Below are 23,697 nucleotides of genomic sequence, written 5' to 3'. Positions count from 1 at the left end.
TGCTGCGCTACGGCGCGCCGGCCGATCTCGGCCTGATCGCGGCGGCCTTCCCGGTCATCGGGCTCGGCATCGTATTGGCCGGGCGGATGTTTGCCAGACCGGTGGCGATGCCGGCTGAATAAGACCTGGAATTGAAATGATGCCGGCCGCTCTTCAGTCAGAAGAGCGGCGGCATATCGAAATCCAGCGCACTGATGTCGTCCAGCACCGCGCGGAGGTTTGCCGCCTGATCCTTGCCCACCATCGCTTCGAAACGTTGCTGGGCGACATGCCACAGTTTCATAGCCTCATCGAGCTTGACGAGGCCTTGCGGCGTCAGCCGCACCCGCTTGACGCGGCGGTCGGCGGGGTCGGCGAAGGTCTCGACATAGCCGTCGCGGATCAGGGGCTTCAGCGTGTGGCCGAGCGCCGACAGGTCCATGATCAGGGAAGCCGCTATGGCGCCCATCGCCGGCTCGTTGCCGACGTGGATCTGGTAGAGCAGGCCCTGCTGCGTGGCCTTGAGACCCGAGGGCGCCAGCACATCGTCATAGTACTGGCCAATCTTGCGCGTCGCGCGACGCAGCATGGCATTGTTGCAGAGCGTCAGTCCGGACGGTGCCTCTTTCGACATGATGGTTCCTTGGCAGCGACGACATTCTGTCCGGCTGCTGCCTGATAAATAATCCCGGATGCGCTCATTGACAAGATAGTGGCATATGCCTACTTCATAAAAGTGGCATATACCACTAAATCAATCAGGCGACTTGCCCGGGCGCCTAGAGGCTGATGCCTGCGATGCCTCGGCCAGGTCGAAGCAACCATTCGAGACAGAAGGACAGGACAATGAGCGGACAGGCAAACAAGGGCACGGCGGTCGTCACCGGCGCTTCATCGGGTATCGGCGCGGTCTATGCGGACCGGTTGGCAGGGCAAGGCTATGACCTTGTGCTGGTGGCGCGGCGTGCCGACCGGCTGCAGGAGCTGGCCGAGAAGCTGCGCCATGCCTACAGCCACAACGTCAGCGTGATCACAGCGGACCTGTCCGACGACGGCGATGTGCGCCGTGTCGAGCAGGCGATATCGGCCGACCAAACCGTGACGCTGCTGGTCAACAATGCCGGGCTTGGCGGTCAGGCGGTGGTGGCAACCGCCGACGCCGACGCCGCCGAGCGCATGATCAAGGTCAATGTCGTGGCGTTGACCCGCCTGACCCGTGCCGTGCTGCCCGGGCTTTTGGCACGCAACCGTGGCGGGATCGTCAACATCGCCTCGGTGCTGGCCTTCGACACCTCGTTCGGCGGCATCTACAGCGGCACCAAGGCCTATGTCGTCAACTTCACCGAAGCTCTGCAGCGCGAGGTCGCTGATACCGAGGTAAGGGTTCAGGTGGTGCTGCCGGGCGCGACCCGGACCGATTTCTGGGAGCTTTCCGGCGGCGATATCGATACCCTTCCGAAGGAGATCGTCATGACCGCCGACGATATGGTCGATGCCGCCCTTGTCGGCCTGGCGCGGGGCGAAGCCGTCACCGTGCCGGCGCTTGCCGATACGGGAAAGCTGGACACGTTCCTCGGCGCCCGGCAGGCCTTCTACGGCAGCCTGCACGCCGATAAGCCGGCGGCTCGCTACGCCGTTTGAGCCTGGACGGGAAGGCTGGCGCCGACTTTGCAAGACCTGGGTTTCTCGCTCCCGCAACGCGGGGGAGAGGAAATGGGTATGCTCCTTACGCCGACCGCCACATCGGGATGATCGAGGCGGCGAGCACCAGCGCCAGCACGATGTTGAGCGCGCGCCATTGCCACTCGGTCGTGAGCAGCCGTGCCAGCACCATGCCGGCCACGCACCAGACGGACAGCGAGATGGCGGCGGTGAGGCCGAAGGTCGAGCCGAGCAGCAGCGCCAGTTGGCCTGGCCCGTCGGCAAGCGCGGCGAAGGAGGCAGCCGCGCCCAGCCCCATCGCCCAGCCCTTCGGGTTCATCCACTGGATGCCGGCGCCCCCCAGGAAGCTGTTGGGCCTGGCCATGGCCACATCGAGATTGGGCGGCCCGGCGCGGCCGATCTTGATTGCCAGCCAGACGAGGTAGAGCGAGCCGGCGATCTTCATGGCAAGCTGCAGCGACGGCATGGCAAGCAGCAGACCGGCAAGCCCGGCGGCGGCCGCACCCGTCACGGTCGCGAGACCGGCAGCACTGCCGATCATCAACGGAACCGAGCGGCGAAAGCCGAACTGCGCGCCTGAAGCGGTCGACAGGGTGGTGGCAATGCCTGGCGTGGCGGTGGCCACGAAGGCAAACAGGATCAGTGGCAGGATAGGCTGGAGCATGGGGACGTCCTTTGTCGGAAACTCCATGGTAGACGCCGGCTCGCATCAGTAAATGCAATGTTTGCGATGATCCGCATTAGCATATATAATGCTGGAATGATCCGCAATCTCGATACCCGCCTCGTGCGCACCTTCGTCACCGTCGCCGACAAGGCGAGCATGACGGCGGCGGCCAATGCGCTGCACCTGACGCAGGGCGCCGTCAGCCAGCAGGTCAAGCGGCTGGAAGACACGCTCGGCTGCAGCCTTTTCGAACGCGACCGGCGCGGTCTGCGCCTGACCCATTCCGGTGAGCGGCTGTTCGACAAGGCCAAGCGCCTGCTCAGCCTCAATGACGAGATCTGGACCGACATGGTGGGGAGTGCTGTCGCCGGCCAGGTGCGGCTCGGCGTGCCCTACGATCTTGTCGGCACCTTGCTGGCGCCGGTGCTGAAGACCTATGCCGAGGCCTATCCGCAGGTCGAGATATCGCTGGTCTGCGCCTCCTCGCCGGAACTGGCGGCAGCACTTGCTGCGGGAACCATCGATCTCGCGGTGATCGAGGAGCGGGTCGGTCCGACGTCAGGCGAATGCCTGGCCATCGACCGGCTGGTCTGGGTCGGCGCAAGGGGCGGGGCGGCCCGCGCCAAGCGGCCATTACCGGTCTCGATCGTCGCCGACACCTGCGCCTTCCGGCCGGTGGTGCTGTCGGCACTCAACCAGCACGGGCTGGAATGGCGCAGCGTGTTCGAGAACGGCAACATCGACGCGACCACGGCGACGGTGCGCTCGGACCTCGCCGTCACCACATGGCTGGCTTCCACCGTGCCTCCGGATCTCGACATATTGCCGTTCGACGCCGGCCTGCCGCCGCTGCCGAATTTTGCCATCAACCTGCATCTGCCGAGGCATGGCGTCGGGCCGGCGGCGCAGGAGTTCGCACGGCATATCCGTGAGGGGCTGGGGCGGCGATTGCAGGCGGCTTGAGGAGTCGCGTCTAGCTGGATCACCCCTCAACCGTCTCGGCGCTACGCGCCGATCCACCTTCTCCCACAAGGGGAGAAGGAAGAGCCATCGATGTCATGGCTAATTGCCAATGTTGGAGAGTGGCTGAGCCGAATGCGCCAGGCTCCTCCTTCTCCCCTTGTGGGAGAAGGTGGCCTCGCGAAGCGAGGTCGGATGAGGGGTGTTCCAGCTTGATGCCAGGGGTCGAATTTACTTCCAGTTCTTGCGCCGCTCGAGTTCGGCGTCGGAGGGCTTGCCCGTGACAAAGGAGCCGACCTCGATTTCGCCCGCGCGCTCGTAGGTCGCCATGATGACGCCGGTGGTGGAAGCCTGCGATTTGACAAGCTTGAAGGCGGCCGGCATCGCGGCATCGCCGAACAGCCGCTTGCCCTTGCCCAGCAACAGCGGGAAGGTCATCAGCCGGATCTCGTCGATCAGCCCGTTGGCGAGCAAGGTCTGAATGAGATTGCCAGATCCCTGGATGAGCAGGTCAGGTCCATCTTCCTGCTTGAGCCGGCGCAAAGTCGCGATGATATCGGGTCCAAGCGCGTGCGTGTTCTGCCAGGTCAGAGTATCGGGCCGATGCGTCGCCACATATTTGGTCGCGGGGTTGAAGGCATCCGCGATCGGATCTTTCTGGTACGGCCAATACGCGGCGAAGATGTCGTAGGTTCTGCGGCCGAGCAGCAGGGCGAAGGGTTTGGAAAATAGCTCATCCATTGCCGCGCCCGCCACCTCGTCAAAGTAGTGGAACGTCCAGCCGCCGAATTTGAAGCCGCCGACCGGATCTTCTTCCGGTCCACCGGGTGCCTGCATGACGCCATCGAGGCTGACGAAGGTTGCGGCGATGATCTTTCTCATTGTGCTCTCCCTTGCTTTCGTCCACGCCGTCGCGGCCGGACTTCAGTCCAAGGACGGACCAGCCGCCCCATCCCGACAGCGGCCGCGAATCTGGTTCGCCATAGACACTCAATCACCGGCGCTCGGGGCTTCCGACGAGAACCAGACATGCTCGAAGATCGCGGTGGCGCTGCTGTCTGGCTGCCTGTCCTCGATCAGCCAGATCGAGCGGCTGCGCGCGGCCTCTTCGCGTGTCGGGATCTTCGCGGCGGAGTCGGCGGTCGACGCGCCGACACAAGGGATGAACCACGAGCGCATGAACGGGTGGCAGGCGAAGCCTTTTTCGCCGCGGGTCACCATCACCGCGAAAGGAACGCGCTCGGCCGGACGCCACGGGAAGATCATGCGGCCGCCGGGGCGTAGCGCCTTCAGCCATCCGGCGGGAGGGGCCACGACACCGGCATTGACATAGATGATGTCGGATGGCGGCAGGGGCGAGGTCACCGCATCGCCATGGACAACAGTCGCATTGCCGTAGGCTTCGAGATTTCCGCGCGCCAGTTCGGCCATCTGGTCGTCGAACTCGAAAGCAGCGACGGTGCCGCCGGGCGAAACCAGCGTGGCAAGCAAAGCCGTATAGTAACCGCTGCCGGCGCCGATATGCGTGACGGCCTCGCCTGGCTTTGGCGCGAGTTTTCCGATCCATATGGCATGCAGGAAGGGCTCGCCATTGTTGATGCCCTTGTCGGGATCGAGCGCCACGAGCACGTTCTGGTAGATGTGAGCCGGATCGGCGCTTGGTGTCGTGAGCGTGGCGTTGCCGGCAATGATCGTCCATGGCCCAGGACCGAGGAAGGCTTCGCGCGGCACGCTGGCGAACACGTCTTCCAGACGCGGGTCCGATGAGGCGGCGTTGGCCGCCATCAGCCGCGCGTAGAATCTCCTGATGTCTTCGATGTTGCTCATGGCATCGGCAAAGATAGAGCGATCAGGCGGTTTGTCCCGGGATTAAACTGGCCTTCAACCAGCCCCGGACATGGTATCGTAGAGCAGCTTGAAATTGAGCACCAGGATGATGGCCGCGACCACCCAGGCCAATGCCGCCACGCCGCGCGGGATGGCGAGGTTGCCCATCTTCTTCTTGTCGGAGACGAACTGCACCAGCGGGATGACCGCGAAGGGCAGCTGCATGGACAGGATCACCTGGCTGAACACCAGCAGCTGGCCGGTGCCCTTCTCGCCATAGAGCGCGGTGACGACCACCACCGGAACGATGGCCAGGCCGCGCGTTAAAAGACGCCGTGCCCAGCTGGGGATGCGCAGGCGCAGAAAACCTTCCATGATGATCTGGCCGGCGAGCGTCGCCGTCACCGTCGAGTTGAGGCCCGAGGCCAGCAGTGCCACGGCAAACAGGATCGAGGCGATGCCCAAGCCAAGCAGCGGCGACAGGAGCTGGAAGGCCTGGTCGATCTCGGCGACATGATGGTGGCCGGTGTCGTGGAAGGCGACCGCCGCGACGATCAGGATGGCGGCGTTGACGAACAGCGCCAGCATGAGGGCGATGGTGGAGTCCATCGTCGCCCATTTGATGGCATCGCGCTTGCCCGCGTCGGTGCGTTCATAGGCGCGGGTCTGCACGATCGAGGAATGCAGATAGAGATTATGCGGCATGACCGTGGCGCCGATGATGCCGATGGCGATGTAGAGCATCGCCGGGTTGGTGATGATGTCGGAGGACGGCACGAACATCGAATGCAAGATCGTGCCGGCCGGCGGGGCGGCAACGAAGATCTGGATGGCAAAGCAGCTGAAGATGATGATCAGAAGCGCGACGACGAAGGCTTCCAGATAGCGGAAACCCTTATTCATCAGGAGCAGCACCAGGAAAGCGTCGAGCGCGGTGAGCATGGCGCCGCCGATCAGCGGGATGCCGAACAAAAGCTGCAGCGCGATCGCGGTGCCGATCACCTCGGCGAGGTCGCAGGCGATGATGGCGAGCTCGCAGGCGATCCATAGCACGAAGTTGACCGGGCGCGGGTAGTAGGCGCGGCAGGCCTGGGCGAGGTCGCGGCCGGTGGCGATGCCAAGCCGCGCGGCCAGCGCCTGCAGCAGGATCGCCATCAGGTTGGACAGCATGATGATGAACAAAAGCGTGTAGCCGAACTGGGCGCCGCCGGCGAGGTCGGTCGCCCAGTTGCCCGGGTCCATATAGCCGACCGAGACCATATAGCCCGGGCCCATGAAGGCGAAAAGCCGGCGGAACCAGACGCCTGACGTCGGCACCTCGATGGTGGAATTGACCTCGCGCAGGCTGGGCTGATCGTCTTCCTCCCGTCTGGCGAACCGCCATGCGGACCGGGGGGCTGTGACGTCTGCTTCTAACATGAAAAGGCTTTCCGCGGCTTCCGGAGGATACCCATAAGCTATGCCATGGCTCAACATTATGCAATAGGCTATATTTCATTGTCGGGGCTTGTTGCGAGGGCGGGCAACCGGAGACGCCGATTGCGCCTCTCGTGGAATGCAAATAAACGGCCTGAAGAATCAGAGCCCGTGCTATAAAAGCAGCGACGGCTAAACTTCCGAGGAGGAGCGCGCATTGGCGCTGAAGAACAGACCGGTCCCGCGTGAGCCGTTGCTCGATGCCGATATCCATTCGGAAGGGTTCCGGCAGACGCGCGAAGCGCGCCGCAGTGCGCTGGTCGAGGATTATGTCGAACTGATCGCCGACCTGATCGAGGACGGCAACGAGGCGCGCCAGGTCGACATCGCCGCGCGCCTCGGCGTCGCCCAGCCGACGGTGGCCAAGATGCTGACGCGGCTCTGCGCCGACGGGCTGGTGTCGCGAAAACCCTATCGCGGCGTGTTCCTGACCGAAGCCGGCCGCAAGGTCGCGGAGGAAAGCCGCATTCGCCACCAGACGGTGGAAGCCTTCCTGCGATCCCTCGGCGTCAGCGCCGAGACGGCACGCATCGACGCCGAGGGCATCGAGCACCATGTCAGCGCCGAGACGCTGGAAGCGTTCCGCAAGGCGATGACCGCGCGCTGAAACGCGCTTCATTGCCGAGTTTTCGAACACGTTACAGGCATGTCGCGGCGAATAGGATTCGCCCGACCTGCCGTAAGCTTCTGATTTCATGCAGGTCGTTATCCCAGAACCGAGGACACTTCCGGGCGACATGCTTTAGCCGCCGGAACCGTCGGCGCTTATGCGCGTTGCCTCTCATCGCGCGCTTGTTGCGCGCCAGGGAGGAAGCGATGGGCGTCGAGCAGGCACCGACCGCAAAAGGCAAGCAGGCAGCCACGGGACTGAAACAGGCGGCGGCCAGGGACGAGCGCAAGACCGAAGCCGAAGCGGGACATTCGCTGAAGAAAGGCGCCGATCGTTTCGAGGAACGCTCGAAAAGCTCGGACGGCAAGAGCGCCGGTGCCAAGCAGAAAGAGTAGGCGGCGGTAGTTCCGGATCGATGCAGATGACGATCGAGTGGCGCCCGCCCGAACGCTTTGTCTTTCAAGGACATTCCATCGCCTGGGGCGTGATGGGGGAAGGACCGCCCGCCGTCGTTCTCCATGGCACGCCCTTCTCCTCGGTCGAGTGGCGCCGCATCGCGCCATGGCTCTCCAAGCAGCGACGCGTCCACTATTTCGACATGCTTGGCTATGGCTGGTCGGACAAGCCGGACGGCGACGTGTCGCGCGGCATCCAGAACGAATTGTTCGCGGCGCTCTATGCCCACTGGAAGCTGAAACGGCCCGACGTGGTCGCGCATGATTTCGGCGGATCGACCGCTCTGCGCGGTCATCTGCTCAACGGGTTGGATTTCCGCTCGCTGGTGCTGATCGATCCGGTGGCGATCAGCCCGCAAGGCTCGCCGCTGGTCCAGGCAGCCAAACAGAACGAGAAGGTTTTTGCCGAGCTGCCCGCCTATGTTCACGAAGCGATCTTGCGCGCCTATATCAACGGCGCGACTTACAATCCGCTACGCAAGGACGAGATGCAGGCCTATCTGCGTCCATGGCTTGGCGACGAGGGCCAGAAGGCATTCTGGAGGCAAGTCGCACAGATGGATGACAAATACACCGAGGAGGTGGAGTGGCGATATGGCGAAATCCGGTGTCCGGTCACCATCCTCTGGGGCGACAATGACGATTGGATCCCGGTAAAGGACGGCCGGGAGCTGGCGCGGCGCATTCCCGGCGCGACGTTTCAGACAGTCCCTGATGCCAAGCATCTCGTCCAGGAAGATGCGCCGGAAGCGATCGCCGCTACGGTCCTTCAGTTCTGGCGGAGCATGGAAGCCGGCTAGGACTGTTCGGAAGGAAGGTTTACTCCGGGGCTGTTGTCCAGTCCCCGGACGGCTCACTCGCTGACATCCTGTTTCCAGCTGCGCGGATGGCCGTCGACGCGGAACTGGAAGATGAAATAGGGCGGGATGCAGGTGCCTTCGCCAGGCTTGGCCTCGGGTAGATCCTCATAGCCGGCGGTGCAGATATAGTCCTCGCGGCAGGGATGCGCCTTGTCGCAGGCGCGCAGGCCGGCGATCTTGGTGAATTCCCTGGTGCAGAATTTATGGTCCTTGCCGGACGCGATGCAGTCGTTGAAGCCGGTCTTGGCGAGATGACCGCAACTTGCCTCGTCGGGGAGCTTGTCGCAGCCCGCCTTGCGCAGCATGCCGCCAGGAAAGCCGCCGGTCTTCTGGTCGGGATTGTCGTAGCGCTGGCGTGCCGCGCCATAGCCGGCGAGCTTCACCACCGGCTTCTTGTCGCGCGCCGGGTCGATGCCACAATCCTTGGCGGTGGCGGGCGACAGGCGGCAATACCGGTCGCTGCCCCAGGTTGACATCCTGATCTCGCCGAATTCCACGGGGTCGCCGACCGCAATGCCTTTTTCGCTGACACAGGTGCCGAAGCCTGGATGAATGGCGCTTTCATGCACGCCGGCGCAGCGCAGGCCGGCACCGCAGGTCCAGCCCTTGAAGCTTTCATCCTCGCCGCGATAGCAGATAGAGCCCCAGCCATTGTAGAGGTCGTTGCCCTTCAGCGCCTCGACGTAGCGGGCATCGGGGCGGGCGGCGAAGCCCCTGGTGAAATCGGGGTAGCCGCCGGCGGCGAATTCCTCGACGACGGCGTGGCGGCGCGGCAGGTCGGCGAAGAAGACGGCAGAGCCCGGCACGAAGACGGCGTTGCGGCGCGGCTCGCTGGCCGGATCGGCGCCGGTGTAGTGGAAGCCGGCGATGCCATGCGTCTGGTGGCAGCCGGTGCAGGACATCTCATTGAGGCGCAGGTTGAAGCCAGCGACCGATTTGATGGTGGCGAGCGTGTTGCCCCTGGCGACATAGTCCTTCAGCGCCTTGTCGATGTCGGCGTCGTCGACCAATCCATAGACGATGTTGTTCTGCGAGCGGCTCAGGCCGCCGGGCGCTACCGACACAGCGCTCCTGGCCAGGAATTTTTCGTCGACCACCAGCCGGCCATGGTCGAGGTCATAGATGTTGCGGTCGGTGAGCAGCCATTTGGCGAAGGCTGGCCTGTCGGCCAGCACGGTTGACCGGTCGATCTCGTTTTCCATCTTCGCTTCATAAAAGCTCGACTTCTCTGGATCCCATTTGAAGATCTTCAGGAGATACTCGGCATGGCCGCCGAAGTCGCGCCGTGTCGAGGCCGACAGCCTGAGCACCTGCATGTTGAGCTCGATCCGCATGATCTGCGAGGAATTCAGCATGGCGCCCGACAGCGGGCCTTCGTCGGAGCGCAGCCAGGCGGCGAGCTGTTCCGGCGGCAGGTCCTTTCGACCGGCGGCCAGCCAGCGCCGGGCGACGTCCGCGCAGGACGCGTCGGTAGCGCTCGGCAGGTTCTTCGAAGCGCGGGCCTGCGCCTTCCCGGGCTTGGCGTTGAAGACCAGGCTCATGGTCAACGGCAGGCGGGAGGAGATGCGCTGGCCGGGCTTGCCCTTGGCGGGTTTTTCCTCGACCGAATAGTGGAAGCGGTAGATCAGCCGGATCTCGCCGCACTCGGTGTGGCCGAGATAACCTCGGTCCATGCGGTTGACGACGCCGGTCAGGTCGAGCGTCGATCCGTCGTCGTCGATGTACTTGGGATTGAATTTCTGGCTGGTGTCGTTCGATTTCGCCATGGCCGCGACATAGAGATCGGGGCTGGTCTTCGGCTCATCTGCGATCTCGCGCTTGACGGTGTCGCGCACCGTGGCCAGCGCCGGCACCGAAAACAGGCCGCGATTGTCGACGTCGCGGGTGAGGCCGAGGGCGGGGCCGAGCAGGCGGCTGATCGACAGGCCGCCACGCTCCAGCGCCTGCAAGGTGGCGGGATCGGTGACGGCGACGCTGGAATCGAGCGTGACGGCGCCGGCATTTTCAAGCCCGGGCCACAGCAGCGCCACCAGCAGCGACAGGAAACCCCCGATCGTCCTCAAGCCTCGAACCCCTCCCCACGCCAGCGATGCTACAGGCCTTGTGCGCTCCCGGCCAGTGCGGTGAAACGGCGATGCCCAGCGCTATCCTGGCCATGAAAAATGCTGTGACTTGGAGCAGCCGTTGCGATAATTGTTTGGTGGATCAGGCTGGCCGAGAGATCGGCAGGTCAATCGGAAATTTGCAGCGCGAGGAGTTGCCATGCTCTGGAGAGGCCGTCGTCAGAGTGACAATATCGAGGACGACCGCAGCGACGGTGGCGGCGGCGGGATCGGTGGTGGTGGCGGCCAGTTCCGCATCCCGATCGGTGGCCGCGCCGGTGGCGGCGGCAGCATATTCCTCGTCATCCTGGTGGTGCTGGCCGGTTGGTATTTCGGCTTCGATCCCTCGGCAATCCTGGGCGGCGGCGACGGCGGCCTGCTGCCGGGTGGTGGCGGCCAGATATCAGACAATAGCGGCAGCCAGGACAGCGGCGGCACACCCGCCAATGACGAGATGAAGCAGTTCGTGGCGACCGTGCTCGCCGAGACCGAGGACACCTGGACCGGCATCTTCAAGTCGCAGGGCCTGACCTATGAGGACCCCAAGCTGGTGCTGTTTTCCGGCCAGGTTCGCTCGGCCTGCGGTTTTGCTTCCGCCGCGGCCGGACCATTCTATTGTCCGGGCGACCACAAGGTCTATCTCGACATGACCTTCTTCCAGCAGCTCGACCAGCAGTTCGGCGCTTCAGGCGAGTTCGCCCGTGCCTACGTCATCGCGCATGAGGTCGGTCACCACGTGCAGAACCTCACCGGTATCATGGGTAAGTTCAACCAGATGCGCCAAGGCATGAGCGAAGCCGATGCCAACCAGCTGTCGGTGCGCATCGAGCTGCAGGCCGACTGCTTCGCCGGCGTGTGGGCGCACTACACCGGGCAAAAGGGCATATTGGAGCAGGGCGACTTCGAAAGCGCGCTGAACGCGGCCAAGCAGATCGGCGACGATACGCTGCAGAAGAAGATGCAGGGCTATGTCGTGCCGGAAAGCTTCAACCACGGCACCTCGCAGCAGCGGCAGACCTGGCTGACGCGCGGCTACAAGAGCGGCAAGCTGTCGGACTGCAACACGATGAGCGGTTCACTGTAATCACTTGTTTCCCTGCCCTCCCTGACCGCTAACACGCCGTCAGGGAGTGTCAGGATCAAAGCTTCCTGCCTGTTCCCGCATTGTTCCTTTTCGCCGGCTCGCCTATAAGGTGCGTCCACCCGCGCCCCAGGGCGGCCAGAGGAGCTTGACCATCATGATCGACCCCAAGACCGCCAGGCGGGGCCTTGCGCTCGTTTTCACCACGCTGCTGCTCGACATTATCGGCTTCGGCATGATCATGCCGGTGCTGCCAGCTTTTCTCAGGGAATTGACCGGCGTCGGCATCAGCGAAGCAGCGATCGAGGGCGGCTGGCTGTTCTTCGTCTATGCTGCCATGCAGTTCTTCTTCGCGCCCATCATGGGCGGCCTGAGCGACCGGTTCGGGCGGCGGCCGATCCTGCTCGCCTCGGTGCTGACCTTTTCCATCGACAATTTAATCTGCGCGATCGCCTGGTCCTATCCGATGCTGTTCATCGGGCGTGTGCTCGCCGGCATTTCGGGCGCCAGCTATTCGACGACGTCGGCCTTCATCGCCGACATTTCGAACGACGAGAATCGGGCGAAGAATTTCGGCCTGCTCGGCATTGCGTTCGGCGTCGGTTTCGTCATCGGGCCGGTGCTGGGCGGCCTGCTCGGCACATTCGGCCCGCGCGTGCCGTTCTTTTGCGCCGCCGGGCTGGCCTTCGTGAACTTCCTGATCGCGATGTTCTTCCTGCCCGAAACGCTCGATGAAAAGCATCGCCGCCGCTTCGAATGGAAACGCGCCAACCCGGTCGGCACGCTCCTGCAGATGCGCCAGTATCAAGGCATCGCCTGGATCGGGCTGGTCTTCTTCCTGATGACGCTCGGCCACATGATGTATCCGGCGGTGTGGTCGTTCGTCTCCAACTACCGTTATGGCTGGAGCGAGCAGCAGATCGGCTTTTCGCTCGGCGCTTTCGGCCTGTGCGGCGCGATCGTCATGGGCACGGTGCTGCCGCGCGTCATCCCCAGGCTCGGCGAGTGGAGAACAGCGGTCATCGGCCTGACGTTCACGGCGGCCAGCGCCTTCGGCTATGCCTTCGCCTCGCAAGGCTGGATGGTCTATGCGGTGATCGTCGTCGGCTGCCTGGAAGCGCTGGCCGATCCGCCGCTCAGAAGCCTCGCCGCCGCCAAGGTGCCGCCTTCGGCACAGGGCGAGTTGCAAGGCGCGATGACCTCGCTCTTCTCGATCACCTCGATCATCACGCCACTGCTCTATACCGCAATCTTTTCCTGGTTCACCGGGCCAAGCGCGCCTGTCACCTTCGGCGGCGCGCCCTATCTGGTCGGCGCGTGCTTCCTGATGCTGGCGGTCATCGTCTTCGTTACCAAGGTGGCAAGACCGTCGCCACTCAGCAGCACGTCGACCGATGTGGCCGAGGATGGAGCACAGGCATGACACTTGCATCCGCGCTGACCGCCGACGGCGTGTCGCCGGCGCCGGCGATCTTGCGACCGTCGCCATCACTTGGCTACTGCGCCATCCGGCTGGTGCCGGTGCTCGGTTCGATGAAGCCGAGACGGGTGGCCGCGATGCCCAAGGCGCTGGAGATCAATCTTGACCGCCAGCAATCGTTTGCAATCCGGGAGGCCAACGAGGGCCGGCCGGTGGCGTAAGTTTGGAGCGTTTGCGACGGAGGCGCAAGAACGCCTCTTAAGCCCGCTCCACCAGCAATTCCTCGCCGCGTTTCTGGCGGATCAGGTTGACGAAGCGGCGGAACAGATAGTGCGAATCCTGCGGCCCGGGCGAGGCCTCGGGGTGATGCTGGACCGAGAACACCGGACGGCCGGTCAGCGCGATGCCGCAGTTCGAGCCGTCGAACAGCGAGACATGGGTTTCCTCGACGCCCAAGGGTAGCGAGTCGGCATCGACGGCAAAGCCATGGTTCATCGAGACGATCTCGACCTTGCCTGTCGTGTGATCCTTCACCGGATGGTTGGCGCCATGATGGCCCTGGTGCATCTTGGCGGTCTTGCCGCCCAGCGCCAGCGCCAGCATCTGATGGCCAAGGCAGATGCCGAACACCGGGATGTCAGTCTTGAGCAGGTCCTGGATGACCGGCACGGCATAGCCGCCGGTGGCTTCCGGATCGCCGGGGCCGTTGGAGAGAAAGATGCCGTCGGGCTGCATGGCGAGGATTTCTTCCGCGTCGGTCTTGGCGGGAACGACGGTGACCTTGGCGCCGAGGCCGGCAAGCAGCCGCAAGATGTTGCGCTTGACGCCGTAGTCGATGGCGACGACATGCAGCGAAGGCTCGGCCTGTTCGCCAAAGCCCTCGTTCCACACCCATGGCGTCTCGCGCCAGACCGAGGACTGGCCTGACGTGACCTCCTTGGCGAGATCGAGCCCGATCAGGCCCGACCATGCGGCGGCGCGCCGCTTCAGATCGTCGAGGTCGAAGACGCCATCCGGCGCATGCGCGATGACGGCGTTGGGCATGCCCTTTTCGCGGATCAGCGCGGTGAGCGCGCGGGTATCGATGCCCGAGAGCGCGACGATGCCGCGCTTCTTCAGCCACTGGTCGAGGTGGCCCGCGGTGCGGTAATTGGACGGGTTGGTGACATCGGCCTTGAACACGGCGCCGACAGCGCCGGCGCGGGCAGCCGGGTTGAGGTCTTCGATGTCCTCGCCATTGGTGCCGATGTTGCCGATATGGGGGAAGGTGAAGGTGACGATCTGGCCGGCATAGGACGGGTCGGTGAGGATTTCCTGGTAGCCGGTGAGTGCGGTGTTGAAGCAGACTTCGGCGACGGCGGAGCCGGTGGCGCCGAGGCCGCGACCCTCGATGACGGTACCGTCCGCCAACACCAGAAGGGCGGTAGGCTTTTCAGTGGCCCAGGCGGGCGTCATCTCGGCCATGGCGGCACTCCTATCAGGCCGCGCGCTTCCATAGCCCGGCGGGCCTTCGCGCAGCAAAACGGCGCGAAGCGGCGAATTCGCGGCCTCCACGCACCCAAGCTTCAGTTCATGCAAGGCCCAGTACATAGGGGAAGGGAGCAGGGCGGTCAATGATCATGCGAAATGCCGTCGCGATTTATTTCATTGAGGAATATCATAGGCTTGCCCTGGCATGTCAGGGTTTGCGTTGGCCTGTCCCCGGCGCTATTGTCCGCGCCGACCGAAGGAGAGAAAGCAATGCGCGCGAAAATCGCCGAATCCCTGAAGACCGCGATGAAGGCGCAGGACAAGCACCGGCTGCCGACATTGCGGCTGATCCAGGCCGCCATCCACGACCGCGACATCGCCAATCGTGGCGCCGGCAAGGAACCCGCCAGCGACGAGGAAATTCTGCAGATCCTGGCCAAGATGGTGAAGCAGCGCGAGGAATCGGCCAAGGCATTCGAGGACGGCAAGCGGCCGGAACTGGCGGCTCAGGAACGCGGCGAGATGGAGATCATCCGTTGCTTCCTGCCGACGCAGCTCGACGATGCGGCTGTCGCGGCGGCGGCGCGCGAGGCAATTGCCGCGACCGGTGCGGCCAGCCAGAAGGACATGGGCAAGGTGATCGCCGCGCTGAAGCAGAAATATGCCGGCCAGATGGATTTCGGCAAGGCGAGCGGCATCGTCAAGGGGCTGCTGCAGTAGGGCTTTTACCGTCGCGTCAGCGTCTCACGGCTCCTTGCAGATCGGCAGCGGCTGCGCAGGTGGTGCGGGATGATCCTTCTTGTACTGGGCGATGACAGGCTCGAGCATTTTTCGCGGCCAGAATTTCGGCTTGCCGATTTCCTTCAGGCACGATGCGTTCCAGTAGGTGCCTGAAGCGGAATGGCCGCTGGCAACGGCGGCGATATCGCGCGATTCCGGATAGATGTAGAGCGTCGTCGGATTGTCCTTCACCATCGAGATGAGTTGCGCGGCATCGGCCGGCGACCAGCTGGTGCAACCATTGCTGCGGCCGCCGGCATAGTCCACCAGTTTGCCGAACGGCACGAAGCCGTCATGGTCAGCATAGGAACTGTTCGGGGTCTTGCGCATGCACATGGTGCGCAGCACTTGCGCCGCGTGGCCGCCGATCACGCGCTGCCTTGCGTTGGCGACTTCGCCTTCACCGTCGAACTGGATGAAGGTGCGCTGGAAAGCCACGTCCTGTTTCGCGCCGGTGCGATAAAAGCCCTTGAACGAGGTTTTCGCTTCGCTGGTCATGTAGGCGCCGCCGGCGGTCAGTTCCGAATCCATGGCATTGCCGAAGTTCTTCGCGCAGCGCCTGCCGTTCGAAAAATCGACGGTGCCTTTCAGGTTCCGGCCGCCGCCGTGACCCGACGAAATCGCGCGAAACGACTGGCTGGCTTCGCATACGACATAGTAGCGGCGCCCGAGCACGCCCTTGCCGAGATCGCCGGGACGGGTGGCATCCATGGCGAAGTAGCAGGGGTTCCGGACGGCGCCCTGCGCCACCTTCTTCAGGTAAAGCGCGCGCGCCCGCTCCAGCACCACTTGTGATATCTGGCCATCGCCGTTGCCGACATGGGCCTCCAGCCAGGCGGGAACAGCCGATGGCGCGGCAAAGGACCGGGCCGATGCCATCAAGGCAACGATGATGACAAGAAGGCTGAGGGTGACGACGACACCCAGCGGGACAGATCTCAACCGCACCGTACCCATTCTCCTGCCGAAGCCCTTTGTGATTCCCCGCGGAATCACCAGAGGACGATCATAAGACGCGGGGCGTCATCAGGCGAAACACATCTTGTTTAGCGCGTCGGCAAGTATGCGCGAAGAGACCAGGCCGACGCGCAACCATCCATAAGCTGCTGCCATGCTGGGCCAAGGCTTGGGGCGGAGGCCTGCAAACGTCCCCGATTTTCGATCCGCCCGGATTGCTCTTCAGCCGGCTTGAGCGCCCTGCTGTCGAAGGCTATGCCTGCCTCGTTTATTAGGAGGCATCGATCATGGTCGAGATCGTGAAACCGGCGCTTGAACATCTGCCGTCCTACAAGGCGGCGCTCGAGCGCGGCTGGTCGCCGGACAATGTGCGGCTCCTGGAGGCGACGCGCGAGCAGCTCGCGGCCATAGAAGAAAATCCCATGGCGTTCCTCGCCGACCTCGATGATCCCGAGGCCAAAGGGCCCCCCATCGCCTTGCCCGACGGCACACAGGTGCCGCGGCTGCCGGGCTTCCGCCGCTGGATCTGGGACGGCGAGGCATCGGGCTCGATCGGCTTTCGCTGGCAGAAGGGCACGGCGGAACTGCCGCCGCACGTGCTTGGCCATATCGGCTATGCCGTGGTGCCGTGGAAGCGGCGGCGCGGCTACGCCACCGAAGCGTTGCGGCTGATGCTGGACGAGGCGAGGGCGGTGGGCCTACCCTATGTCGAGATCACCGCCAAACCGGGCAATCCGGCCTCGCACAAGGTGATCCTGGCCAATGGCGGCAAGCTCGTCGAGCGCTTCGTCGAGGACGCCGCCTATGGCGGGGCGGAGAGCCTGCGGTTCTGGATCGAGCTGTAAGAGACCGTTTGGAAACTCTCTGATGGCCAGAGCGAATTTCGAAACGGTCTCTAAGACCTATCGCCTTTCGGCCTGGTCGCGCAGCCAGTCGGCGAGCGATGCGCGGTGCGTGCCGGCCCTGCCGGTGAAAGCCTCGGCGGACAGCATGGAATTCAGCACCGCCTCCTGCGTCGCTTCCGCCGCCGCCCGGAAGAGAATGTCGATGCGTGCTTCGTTGAGCGCGACCAGCGGCACCAGATCGCGGGTTTCATCGTGGTCGACCGGGTTGCCGGTGCTGAAGGCAATGGCTATGTCGCCGCTGCCATTGCCCCAGAAGGAGCCAAGCCTGGCGATGCCAGCCCCAGTGCGGCGCGCCACGCGCTCGAGCTGGCGGTGTTCGAGCGGCACGTCCGTCGCCAGAACGATCATGATCGAGCCGCGTTCGGCCTCGGCCTGCCGCCTGGGGTCGGGCCGGCGTCCATCGGGCAGGACGAGGTCGCCCGGCCTGCCGAAATTCGACAGGACGAGGACGCCAAGATGATGCCCGTCGCCAAGCGCGATCTTCCTGGAGGCCGAGCCTATGCCACCCTTGAAGCCGAAGCAGCTCATTCCCGTTCCGGCGCCGACATTGCCCTGCTCGACCGCGCCCTCACGGGCATCCGCCAACGCGGCAAGGGCATGCTCCTCCGATATCGCCATGGCCTGGATGTCGTTCAGCGCACCGTCATTGCATTCACCGACCACCGGATTGACCGTTCCGGTGGTGCGGCCGATATTGGGGTTCTGGCGGATGGCGTCACGGATCAGCGCCGTGGCGCAGGTGCCGACCGAGAGCGTGTTGGTCAAGAGAACGGGCGTCTCGATGGTGCCGAGTTCCTGCACCTGCGTCAGCCCGACCGTCTTGCCGAAGCCGTTGATGACATGGCTTCCCGCCATCACCTTGGTGCGGAACAGGTTTCCGCCATGCGGCAGGATCGCGGTTACGCCGGTGTTGATGTCGCCGTCGCGCAGCGTGCAGTGACCGACGCGAACGCCAGGCACGTCGGTGATCGCGTTGTGCGTGCCCGTCGGCAAGGTGCCGCAGGTCAGGCCGAAATCGGCGACAGTCCTTGCCATGTTATTCGGCGGCGGCCGGTACCGGCGGGCCGATGTCGCTGCGCCGTTCCCAAAGATGGGAGAGGACAGCCACAATGACGGCGACCAGCATGGCAAACGCGCCAACAACCGGCAGGGTGCGATAGCCGTACCCGGCATTGAGCATGGCGGCGCCGAGCGACGCGGCCAGCGCGATGCCGATATTGAAGCCGGACGGAATGAGCGAGGCGGCGAGGCCGGAGGCGTCGGCCGTCCAGGACAGGATGCGGGTCTGGATCGGGGTGCCGATGGCGAAGTTGAGACCGCCCCAGACGATGATCGCGACAACCATCGGCACGGGGTAGGGGCTGACGGCACAGATGACGGCCAGCGTCACCGCCTGCAGGGCGAGCATGGTGATCAGCGACGGCATCAGTTTCCAGTCCGACAGTTTGCCGCCGAGGAAGACGCCAAGCGTGGCGCCGACGCCGTTGAGCAGCAGTACCCAGGGCACCAGGTTTTCGTCGAGCCCTGTCACCTCCAGCAGCGTCGGGGTGATGTAGGTGAACAGGCAGAACTGGCCGAGCATCAGCATCAGCATCAGGATCAGCGAGGTCCAGACCTGCTGGCGCGCCAGCACGCGGACCTCGCTGGCTAGGCTCGCCGCCTTGGCCTGATATCCGGTCGTGCGCGGCAACAGGGCCGCCATGGCCAGAGTTGCCGCCACGCCCAGTGCGCCCATCACCCAGAAGGTCGCGCGCCAGCCCCAGATGTTGCCGATGGCGGTGCCGGCCGGCACGCCGATGACGTTGGAGACGGTGAGGCCCGACAGGATGACGGCGACCGCCATGCCACGCTGATCCTCGCGCACTAGGCCGACGGCGACCACCATGGCGACGCCGAAATAGGCGCCATGCGCGACTGCCACGGCAATGCGCAGCAACAGCATCGAGGTGAAGTCGGGCGCCAGCGCGCAGGCCGCCTGGCCCAGGGTGAAGGCGACGGCGAGGCCGAGCAGCAAGGTCTTGCGCGGCAAGGACTTGGTGGCGAGCGCCAGCAGCGGGCCGCCGATGGCGATGCCGCACGCATAGCCGGAGACGAGGTAGCCGGCGGAAGGAACCGAAACGCCGAGCCCTTGCGCCACCTGCGGCAGCACGCCGGCGATGACGAATTCGGTGGTGCCGAAAGCGAAGGCGGCGATGAACAGGGCGATGAGCGGCAGCGACATGAGCAGAAACCCCCGAAATACAGGGCTCAAACCATGGATAGCCCGGGCAGGCAATCCAGAAATTGTCACGGTCGCTTTAGCTTTTCTTGACCAGATCCGTTGAGCACCGGTCCCGTCAGGTCACGGACTTACGTCCGTAAGGAACCTTCAGCCATGCCCGCTCGTGAAAATAATAAAGCAGCGACTTGGTGAAGACCTCCGTTACACCGATGGCGGCCGCAATCTTGACGCTTCCGGTCACCACCAACGAGATGATCATCGTATCGATGGTGCCGGTCACCCGCCAGGAAAGCGCCTTGGCGAAACTGCGCGAATGGGTTTCCATCGATTTCCTCCCGGTGGAAACGGATTCTTAGCCGACGGATGGGTGGTTAAGCAAAGACTAATTTGGTCGTTCACGGCTGGAATGCCTACCCCTTGTTGCCAAGGTGGATGCCGCCGCGGCGAATCGTTGTCGCCTCAGCTGGCCTTCAGCCGTGACCCCGTGAGCAGGCCACGCTCTTCCAGCACGGGATAGGCCATCGAGGCCAGCAGCGAGTTGATCTGCTTCAGGTCGCGGATGGTATCGAGGTGGATCGAACTGGTTTCGACGCTTTTGGCGGTGCCTTCGCGCAGCCGCAGGAAATGGCTGGCGCTGGTTTCCTTTTCGCGGTCGCGCAGCTGGTCCTTCTCCAGCACCAGCTGGCGTGCGGTTTCGGCATCGCGCGAGACCAGCACGTTGAAGGCAAGCCGGGCATTGGCCAGCACCGAGGCGTGGAAGGCGCACAATTCGCTCCAGCCTTCGTCGGTGAATTCCAGCCCGCGTTCGAATTTCTTCTTCACATGGACCAGCATGTTGCGCACGACGATGTCGCCGACCTGCTCGAGCTTGACGCAGGCGCCTATCAGCTCCTGGCAGCGCAGCGCCTCGTCTTCGGTCATCGGGTTCCTCGTGACCTTGGCGAGGTAGAGCTTTATGGCCGCGTGCCTGCGGTCGACACGGTCGTCGAGCGCCGCCAATGCCTTGATCTTGTCCGAGTCGGCGTCCTCATAGAGTTCGATGATGCGCTTGAGCATGATCTCGACCGTCTCGCAGACCCGCACCACCTCGCGTGTGGCGTTGGCCAGAGCCTGGCTCGGCACATCGAGCGCGCTTTCGTTGAGCGCCGACAGTTCGACGACGTCGAGCGTGGCGGCCGGCGCCGGCTTGGCGCCGAGCGCCACGATCCGTTCGGAGGCTCGGTAGACCAAACCGGCCAGCGGCAGGCCGGCAAGCAGGATGATCACGTTGAACAGGATATGGGCGTTGACGATCTGATCGGCCGCCGTCGGGCCGAGGAAGGCGACGTGCGGCCGGAAAATCATGAACAGGATCAGCATGACCAGCGAGCCCAGCCCGCGCATCAGGAGGTTGCCGACCGGCACGACGCGGACTTCGGGGCTGGCCGAGCGTGTCAGCATCGGCGCGATGAGCGATGAACCGAGATTGACCCCAAGGATGAGGACGAGGCCGAGTTCGGGGCTGATCAGACCGCGGCCGGCCAGCGTGGCCATCAACAGCACCGCCGCGATGCTCGACTGGAACAGCCAGGTGATCATTGCCGCCAGCAGGTAGGCGGTGATGGAATCGGTGGAGAAGTAGTTGAGGATGACCGGCAGCAACTGGCTGTTGCGCAGCGGCTCGGACGCCTGGCCGATCATTTCGAGGGACAGGATCAAGAGGCCGATGCCGACCAGGATGCGGCCGATCTGGCGCCAGTCGCGCCGCTCGGTGGCCATGAACATCACCGTGCCTGATGTCAGGCAGAGCGGCACCAGCAGCGTGAGATCGAAGGTCAGCAGCTTGACCACCAGAGCCGAGCCGATCTCGGCGCCACGCACGGCCAACTGGCCGGCGGCGCCCGAGACGATGCCGGAACCGGCGAAGGAGCCGACCAGCAAGGTAACGGCGGTCGAGCTTTGCAGCGCGATCGCAAGGCCGGTGCCGGCCAGCACTGCCATGATCGGATTGCGCATGGTGGCGCGCAGACGATGACGCAGCACGTCGCCATAGGCGCGCTCTACGCCGGTCTTGACCATGCGGGTGGCAAACAGCATCAGCGCGACCGCGCCGGCCAGATGCAGAAGGACGACCGAGCCGCTCATCGCCGCGCCTGCGCGCGGGCATGGCCCGCGCTTCGGGCAGCATGGCGACAGGGGGCGAAGACGAGGGCACGAATCATGGTCATGTCAGCCTTGGAATATAGCCGGAATATTTTAGCCGGATAATAAAAATTTGTCGATTTCAAGGGCCCACCGCGAGGCGACAGCCGGTGTCGGAAAATGGACGGGCCCGCAAATGGTTGCATGGTCCTAAGCTGTGGAATCGGCCGGATCCGCGACGCTTTTGGCGCCCGTCTTTGCGATGATGTTCAAACCTTTGGATTAACTGGCGGAATTCATTACATAATTGTAATGCTGGCGTTCAGTTTCGGTTCATCCCCTGGCCGCTATTCCCCTGGCATCGACAACCAAGGAGACTTCTGATGAAACGCATTGTCCTTTCCGCTCTCGCTTTCTCGATGCTGGCCGCCACCTCGCTCACCGGCCAGGCAGCGCCGATGAACGCGCCAGTGGCGCCGCAGTCGAACTACGCCAAGGTCGACTGGCAGAAGCCCGCCAACCGGGATGTCAAGAAGCGCGTCATCCAGAAGCGGTTCGTCCAGAAGAAGGTGATCGTGAAGCGGAACCACTGGCGCAACGGCCAGAAATATTCCGGCTGGAGGCAGCACCAGCCGATCCGCGATTATGGCCGCTATGGCCTGCATCGTCCCGGCCGCGGCCAGGAATGGATCCGCGTCGGCAATGACTATGTGCTGGTCGGCATCCTCTCCGGCGTCATCTTCGGCGCGCTTGCCGCGCAGTAACCGCCTGACAATCGGCTAACAAAGGAGGCGGCCCGTAATGGCCGCCTTTCTTTTGCCCTGTGGAAACCGGGCATCGTCCGCATTAGGGGTCGTCTGCAATCGCGGGCATGATTATATGGTGACGAAACGAGTTCCCCGATGCGATTTCCGCCCGCCTTCCTCGACGAGATACGCGACCGCGTGCCGATTTCACAGGTCATCGGCCAGCGCGTTGCGTGGGATCGCAAGAAGACCAATACGTCGCGCGGCGACTATTGGGCCTGCTGTCCGTTCCATGGCGAGAAGAGCCCGTCCTTCCACTGCGAGGACAAGAAAGGCCGTTACCACTGTTTCGGCTGCTCGGTCTCGGGCGACCATTTTAAATTCCTGACCGAGCTCGAAGGACTGAGTTTTCCCGAGGCGGTCGAGAAGATCGCCGACATGGCCGGCGTGCCGATGCCGGTTCGCGACGCACAGGAAGAGCGGCGCGAGCAGGAACGCGCCAGCCTGACCGATGTCATGGAGATGGCGACCGCCTTTTTCCAGGAGCGCCTGCAAGGGCCCGAGGGCGCCAAGGCTCGCGCCTATCTGCGCGATCGTGGGCTGACGCCGGCGACACAGCAGTCGTTCCGGCTCGGCTTCGCGCCCGACAGCCGCAATGCGCTGAAGGAGCATCTGGCCGCCAAGGGTGTGCCGAAAGCCGATATCGAGGCCTGCGGACTGGTGCGCCATGGCGACGACATTCCGGTCTCCTATGATTGGTTCCGCGACCGCATCATGTTCCCGATCCCGGATTCGCGCGGCAAGATCATCGCCTTCGGCGGCCGCGCGCTGGCCCCCGACGCGCTCGCCAAATACATGAACTCGCCCGATACCGAGCTCTTCCACAAGGGTAACGTGCTCTACAATTTCGCCCGCGCCCGGCAAGCCCTGTCAAAGGGGGCTCTGGCCAAGGGCGGCACGGTCATCGCGGTCGAAGGCTACATGGACGTGATCGCGCTGGCGCAGGCGGGCTTCGAGAATGTCGTGGCGCCGCTCGGCACCGCGCTCACCGAAAACCAGCTCGAATTGTTGTGGCGCATGGCGCCGGAGCCGATGCTGTGCTTCGACGGCGACAAGGCCGGGCTGAAGGCGGCCTGGCGGGCCGCCGATCTCGCGCTGCCATCGGTGCAGGCCGGACGCTCGGCGCGCTTCGCGCTGCTGCCGGAAGGCAAGGATCCCGACGATCTGGTCAAGGCCGAGGGGCCGGAGGCCTTCCGCGCCGTGCTGGCCGATGCGCGGCCGCTGGTCGACCTGTTGTGGATGCGCGAGACGGCGGGCGGCGTCTTCGACACGCCCGAGCGGCGGGCGGAATTGGGACAGACACTGCGGGAACTCAGCAGCCGCATCCGCGACGAAAGC

Annotated in this window: 24 protein-coding genes; 12 read left to right on the top strand and 12 right to left on the bottom strand. The window is 64.1% G+C overall.

The window, feature by feature from the left end; translation table 11 throughout:
* Positions 1–157: 157 nt before the first annotated feature.
* Positions 158–613, bottom strand: coding sequence for a MarR family winged helix-turn-helix transcriptional regulator (locus tag O7A61_RS20390; RefSeq protein WP_337131338.1), 456 nt, complete (start codon positions 611–613; stop codon positions 158–160).
* 212 nt (positions 614–825) lie between these two features.
* Between O7A61_RS20390 and O7A61_RS20385 the strand changes: the two genes are divergently transcribed.
* On the top strand, positions 826–1,620 hold the full coding sequence (locus tag O7A61_RS20385) for an SDR family NAD(P)-dependent oxidoreductase (protein ID WP_337131337.1): 795 nt from the start codon (positions 826–828) through the stop codon (positions 1,618–1,620).
* Positions 1,621–1,705: 85 nt separating this feature from the next.
* Here the strand turns inward: O7A61_RS20385 and O7A61_RS20380 are convergent, their stop codons facing one another.
* Positions 1,706–2,305, bottom strand: a complete 600-nt coding sequence (locus O7A61_RS20380) for a LysE family translocator (protein WP_337131336.1) — start codon at positions 2,303–2,305, stop codon at positions 1,706–1,708.
* Between the two features lie 96 nt (positions 2,306–2,401).
* Between O7A61_RS20380 and O7A61_RS20375 the strand changes: the two genes are divergently transcribed.
* Positions 2,402–3,271, top strand: coding sequence for a LysR family transcriptional regulator (locus O7A61_RS20375; RefSeq protein ID WP_337131335.1), 870 nt, complete (start codon positions 2,402–2,404; stop codon positions 3,269–3,271).
* 228 nt (positions 3,272–3,499) lie between these two features.
* Here O7A61_RS20375 and O7A61_RS20370 read toward each other — a convergent pair whose 3' ends face one another.
* From O7A61_RS20370 to O7A61_RS20360, 3 genes are all read right to left on the bottom strand, one after another.
* The gene (locus tag O7A61_RS20370; protein ID WP_337131334.1) at positions 3,500–4,150 is read right to left on the bottom strand and encodes a dihydrofolate reductase family protein; all 651 of its coding nucleotides are present in this window, start codon (positions 4,148–4,150) and stop codon (positions 3,500–3,502) included.
* A 108-nt stretch (positions 4,151–4,258) separates the two neighbouring features.
* Entirely contained in the window at positions 4,259–5,095 is an 837-nt protein-coding gene (locus O7A61_RS20365; protein WP_337131332.1) for a protein-L-isoaspartate O-methyltransferase family protein, read from the bottom strand.
* Positions 5,096–5,149: 54 nt separating this feature from the next.
* Positions 5,150–6,514, bottom strand: a complete 1,365-nt coding sequence (locus O7A61_RS20360; protein WP_337131331.1) for an Nramp family divalent metal transporter — start codon at positions 6,512–6,514, stop codon at positions 5,150–5,152.
* A 214-nt stretch (positions 6,515–6,728) separates the two neighbouring features.
* Here O7A61_RS20360 and mntR point away from each other — a divergent pair, with 214 nt between their 5' ends.
* The 3 genes from mntR (at position 6,729) to O7A61_RS20345 (ending at position 8,436) form a co-directional block, all read left to right on the top strand.
* Positions 6,729–7,178 (top strand): manganese-binding transcriptional regulator MntR, encoded by a 450-nt coding sequence (gene mntR, locus O7A61_RS20355; RefSeq protein ID WP_027145749.1) that lies wholly within the window; start codon positions 6,729–6,731, stop codon positions 7,176–7,178.
* A gap of 209 nt (positions 7,179–7,387) precedes the next feature.
* Positions 7,388–7,576, top strand: a complete 189-nt coding sequence (locus O7A61_RS20350) for a hypothetical protein (protein WP_337131330.1) — start codon at positions 7,388–7,390, stop codon at positions 7,574–7,576.
* A 26-nt stretch (positions 7,577–7,602) separates the two neighbouring features.
* On the top strand, positions 7,603–8,436 hold the full coding sequence (locus O7A61_RS20345) for an alpha/beta fold hydrolase (protein ID WP_337131329.1): 834 nt from the start codon (positions 7,603–7,605) through the stop codon (positions 8,434–8,436).
* A gap of 53 nt (positions 8,437–8,489) precedes the next feature.
* Here the strand turns inward: O7A61_RS20345 and O7A61_RS20340 are convergent, their stop codons facing one another.
* Positions 8,490–10,559 (bottom strand): hypothetical protein, encoded by a 2,070-nt coding sequence (locus O7A61_RS20340; RefSeq protein ID WP_337131328.1) that lies wholly within the window; start codon positions 10,557–10,559, stop codon positions 8,490–8,492.
* Between the two features lie 199 nt (positions 10,560–10,758).
* Between O7A61_RS20340 and ypfJ the strand changes: the two genes are divergently transcribed.
* The 3 genes from ypfJ (at position 10,759) to O7A61_RS20325 (ending at position 13,320) form a co-directional block, all read left to right on the top strand.
* Positions 10,759–11,682: a KPN_02809 family neutral zinc metallopeptidase gene (gene ypfJ, locus O7A61_RS20335; RefSeq protein WP_140505115.1), complete on the top strand. Its 924-nt coding sequence runs from the start codon at positions 10,759–10,761 to the stop codon at positions 11,680–11,682.
* Positions 11,683–11,836: 154 nt separating this feature from the next.
* Positions 11,837–13,102 (top strand): TCR/Tet family MFS transporter, encoded by a 1,266-nt coding sequence (locus tag O7A61_RS20330; protein ID WP_337131327.1) that lies wholly within the window; start codon positions 11,837–11,839, stop codon positions 13,100–13,102.
* Complete coding sequence (locus tag O7A61_RS20325; protein WP_337131326.1) at positions 13,099–13,320, top strand: hypothetical protein; 222 nt, start codon at positions 13,099–13,101, stop codon at positions 13,318–13,320. The genes O7A61_RS20330 and O7A61_RS20325 overlap by 4 nt, the downstream gene beginning before the upstream one ends.
* Before the next feature lie 37 nt (positions 13,321–13,357).
* On the opposite strand, the gene carA is transcribed toward O7A61_RS20325, so the two are convergent.
* Positions 13,358–14,563 (bottom strand): glutamine-hydrolyzing carbamoyl-phosphate synthase small subunit, encoded by a 1,206-nt coding sequence (gene carA / locus O7A61_RS20320; RefSeq protein WP_337131325.1) that lies wholly within the window; start codon positions 14,561–14,563, stop codon positions 13,358–13,360.
* Between the two features lie 276 nt (positions 14,564–14,839).
* Between carA and O7A61_RS20315 the strand changes: the two genes are divergently transcribed.
* Positions 14,840–15,289 carry a GatB/YqeY domain-containing protein gene (locus O7A61_RS20315; RefSeq protein ID WP_337131324.1) on the top strand — a complete coding sequence of 150 codons (450 nt, stop codon included), beginning with the start codon at positions 14,840–14,842 and terminating at the stop codon, positions 15,287–15,289.
* Between the two features lie 24 nt (positions 15,290–15,313).
* Here the strand turns inward: O7A61_RS20315 and O7A61_RS20310 are convergent, their stop codons facing one another.
* Positions 15,314–16,297, bottom strand: coding sequence for a hypothetical protein (locus tag O7A61_RS20310; protein ID WP_337131323.1), 984 nt, complete (start codon positions 16,295–16,297; stop codon positions 15,314–15,316).
* 296 nt (positions 16,298–16,593) lie between these two features.
* Between O7A61_RS20310 and O7A61_RS20305 the strand changes: the two genes are divergently transcribed.
* Complete coding sequence (locus tag O7A61_RS20305; protein WP_337131321.1) at positions 16,594–17,151, top strand: GNAT family N-acetyltransferase; 558 nt, start codon at positions 16,594–16,596, stop codon at positions 17,149–17,151.
* A gap of 57 nt (positions 17,152–17,208) precedes the next feature.
* Here the strand turns inward: O7A61_RS20305 and O7A61_RS20300 are convergent, their stop codons facing one another.
* The 4 genes from O7A61_RS20300 to O7A61_RS20285 all read right to left on the bottom strand — a co-directional run bounded on the left by O7A61_RS20300 (position 17,209) and on the right by O7A61_RS20285 (position 21,556).
* A complete protein-coding gene (locus O7A61_RS20300; RefSeq protein ID WP_337131320.1) occupies positions 17,209–18,246 on the bottom strand; it encodes a DmpA family aminopeptidase in 1,038 nt (345 codons plus the stop codon).
* 1 nt (position 18,247) lies between these two features.
* Complete coding sequence (locus O7A61_RS20295; protein ID WP_337131319.1) at positions 18,248–19,432, bottom strand: MFS transporter; 1,185 nt, start codon at positions 19,430–19,432, stop codon at positions 18,248–18,250.
* A gap of 115 nt (positions 19,433–19,547) precedes the next feature.
* Entirely contained in the window at positions 19,548–19,757 is a 210-nt protein-coding gene (locus tag O7A61_RS20290) for a DUF2061 domain-containing protein (protein WP_027145762.1), read from the bottom strand.
* Positions 19,758–19,891: 134 nt separating this feature from the next.
* Positions 19,892–21,556, bottom strand: a complete 1,665-nt coding sequence (locus O7A61_RS20285) for a Na/Pi cotransporter family protein (RefSeq protein WP_140505131.1) — start codon at positions 21,554–21,556, stop codon at positions 19,892–19,894.
* Between the two features lie 380 nt (positions 21,557–21,936).
* Between O7A61_RS20285 and O7A61_RS20280 the strand changes: the two genes are divergently transcribed.
* Both O7A61_RS20280 and dnaG read left to right on the top strand, forming a co-directional pair.
* A complete protein-coding gene (locus O7A61_RS20280; protein ID WP_337108114.1) occupies positions 21,937–22,317 on the top strand; it encodes an RcnB family protein in 381 nt (126 codons plus the stop codon).
* Between the two features lie 138 nt (positions 22,318–22,455).
* The coding region (gene dnaG / locus O7A61_RS20275; protein ID WP_337131318.1) for a DNA primase at positions 22,456–23,697 on the top strand (1,242 nt) is incomplete at its 3' end.

It is taken from the genome of Mesorhizobium sp. Cs1321R2N1 (assembly GCF_037179725.1).
In the GTDB taxonomy this organism is placed as follows: domain Bacteria; phylum Pseudomonadota; class Alphaproteobacteria; order Rhizobiales; family Rhizobiaceae; genus Mesorhizobium; species Mesorhizobium salmacidum.
The sequence above is the reverse complement of the archived record's forward strand: the minus strand, read 5'-3'. Positions and strand labels throughout refer to the sequence as shown.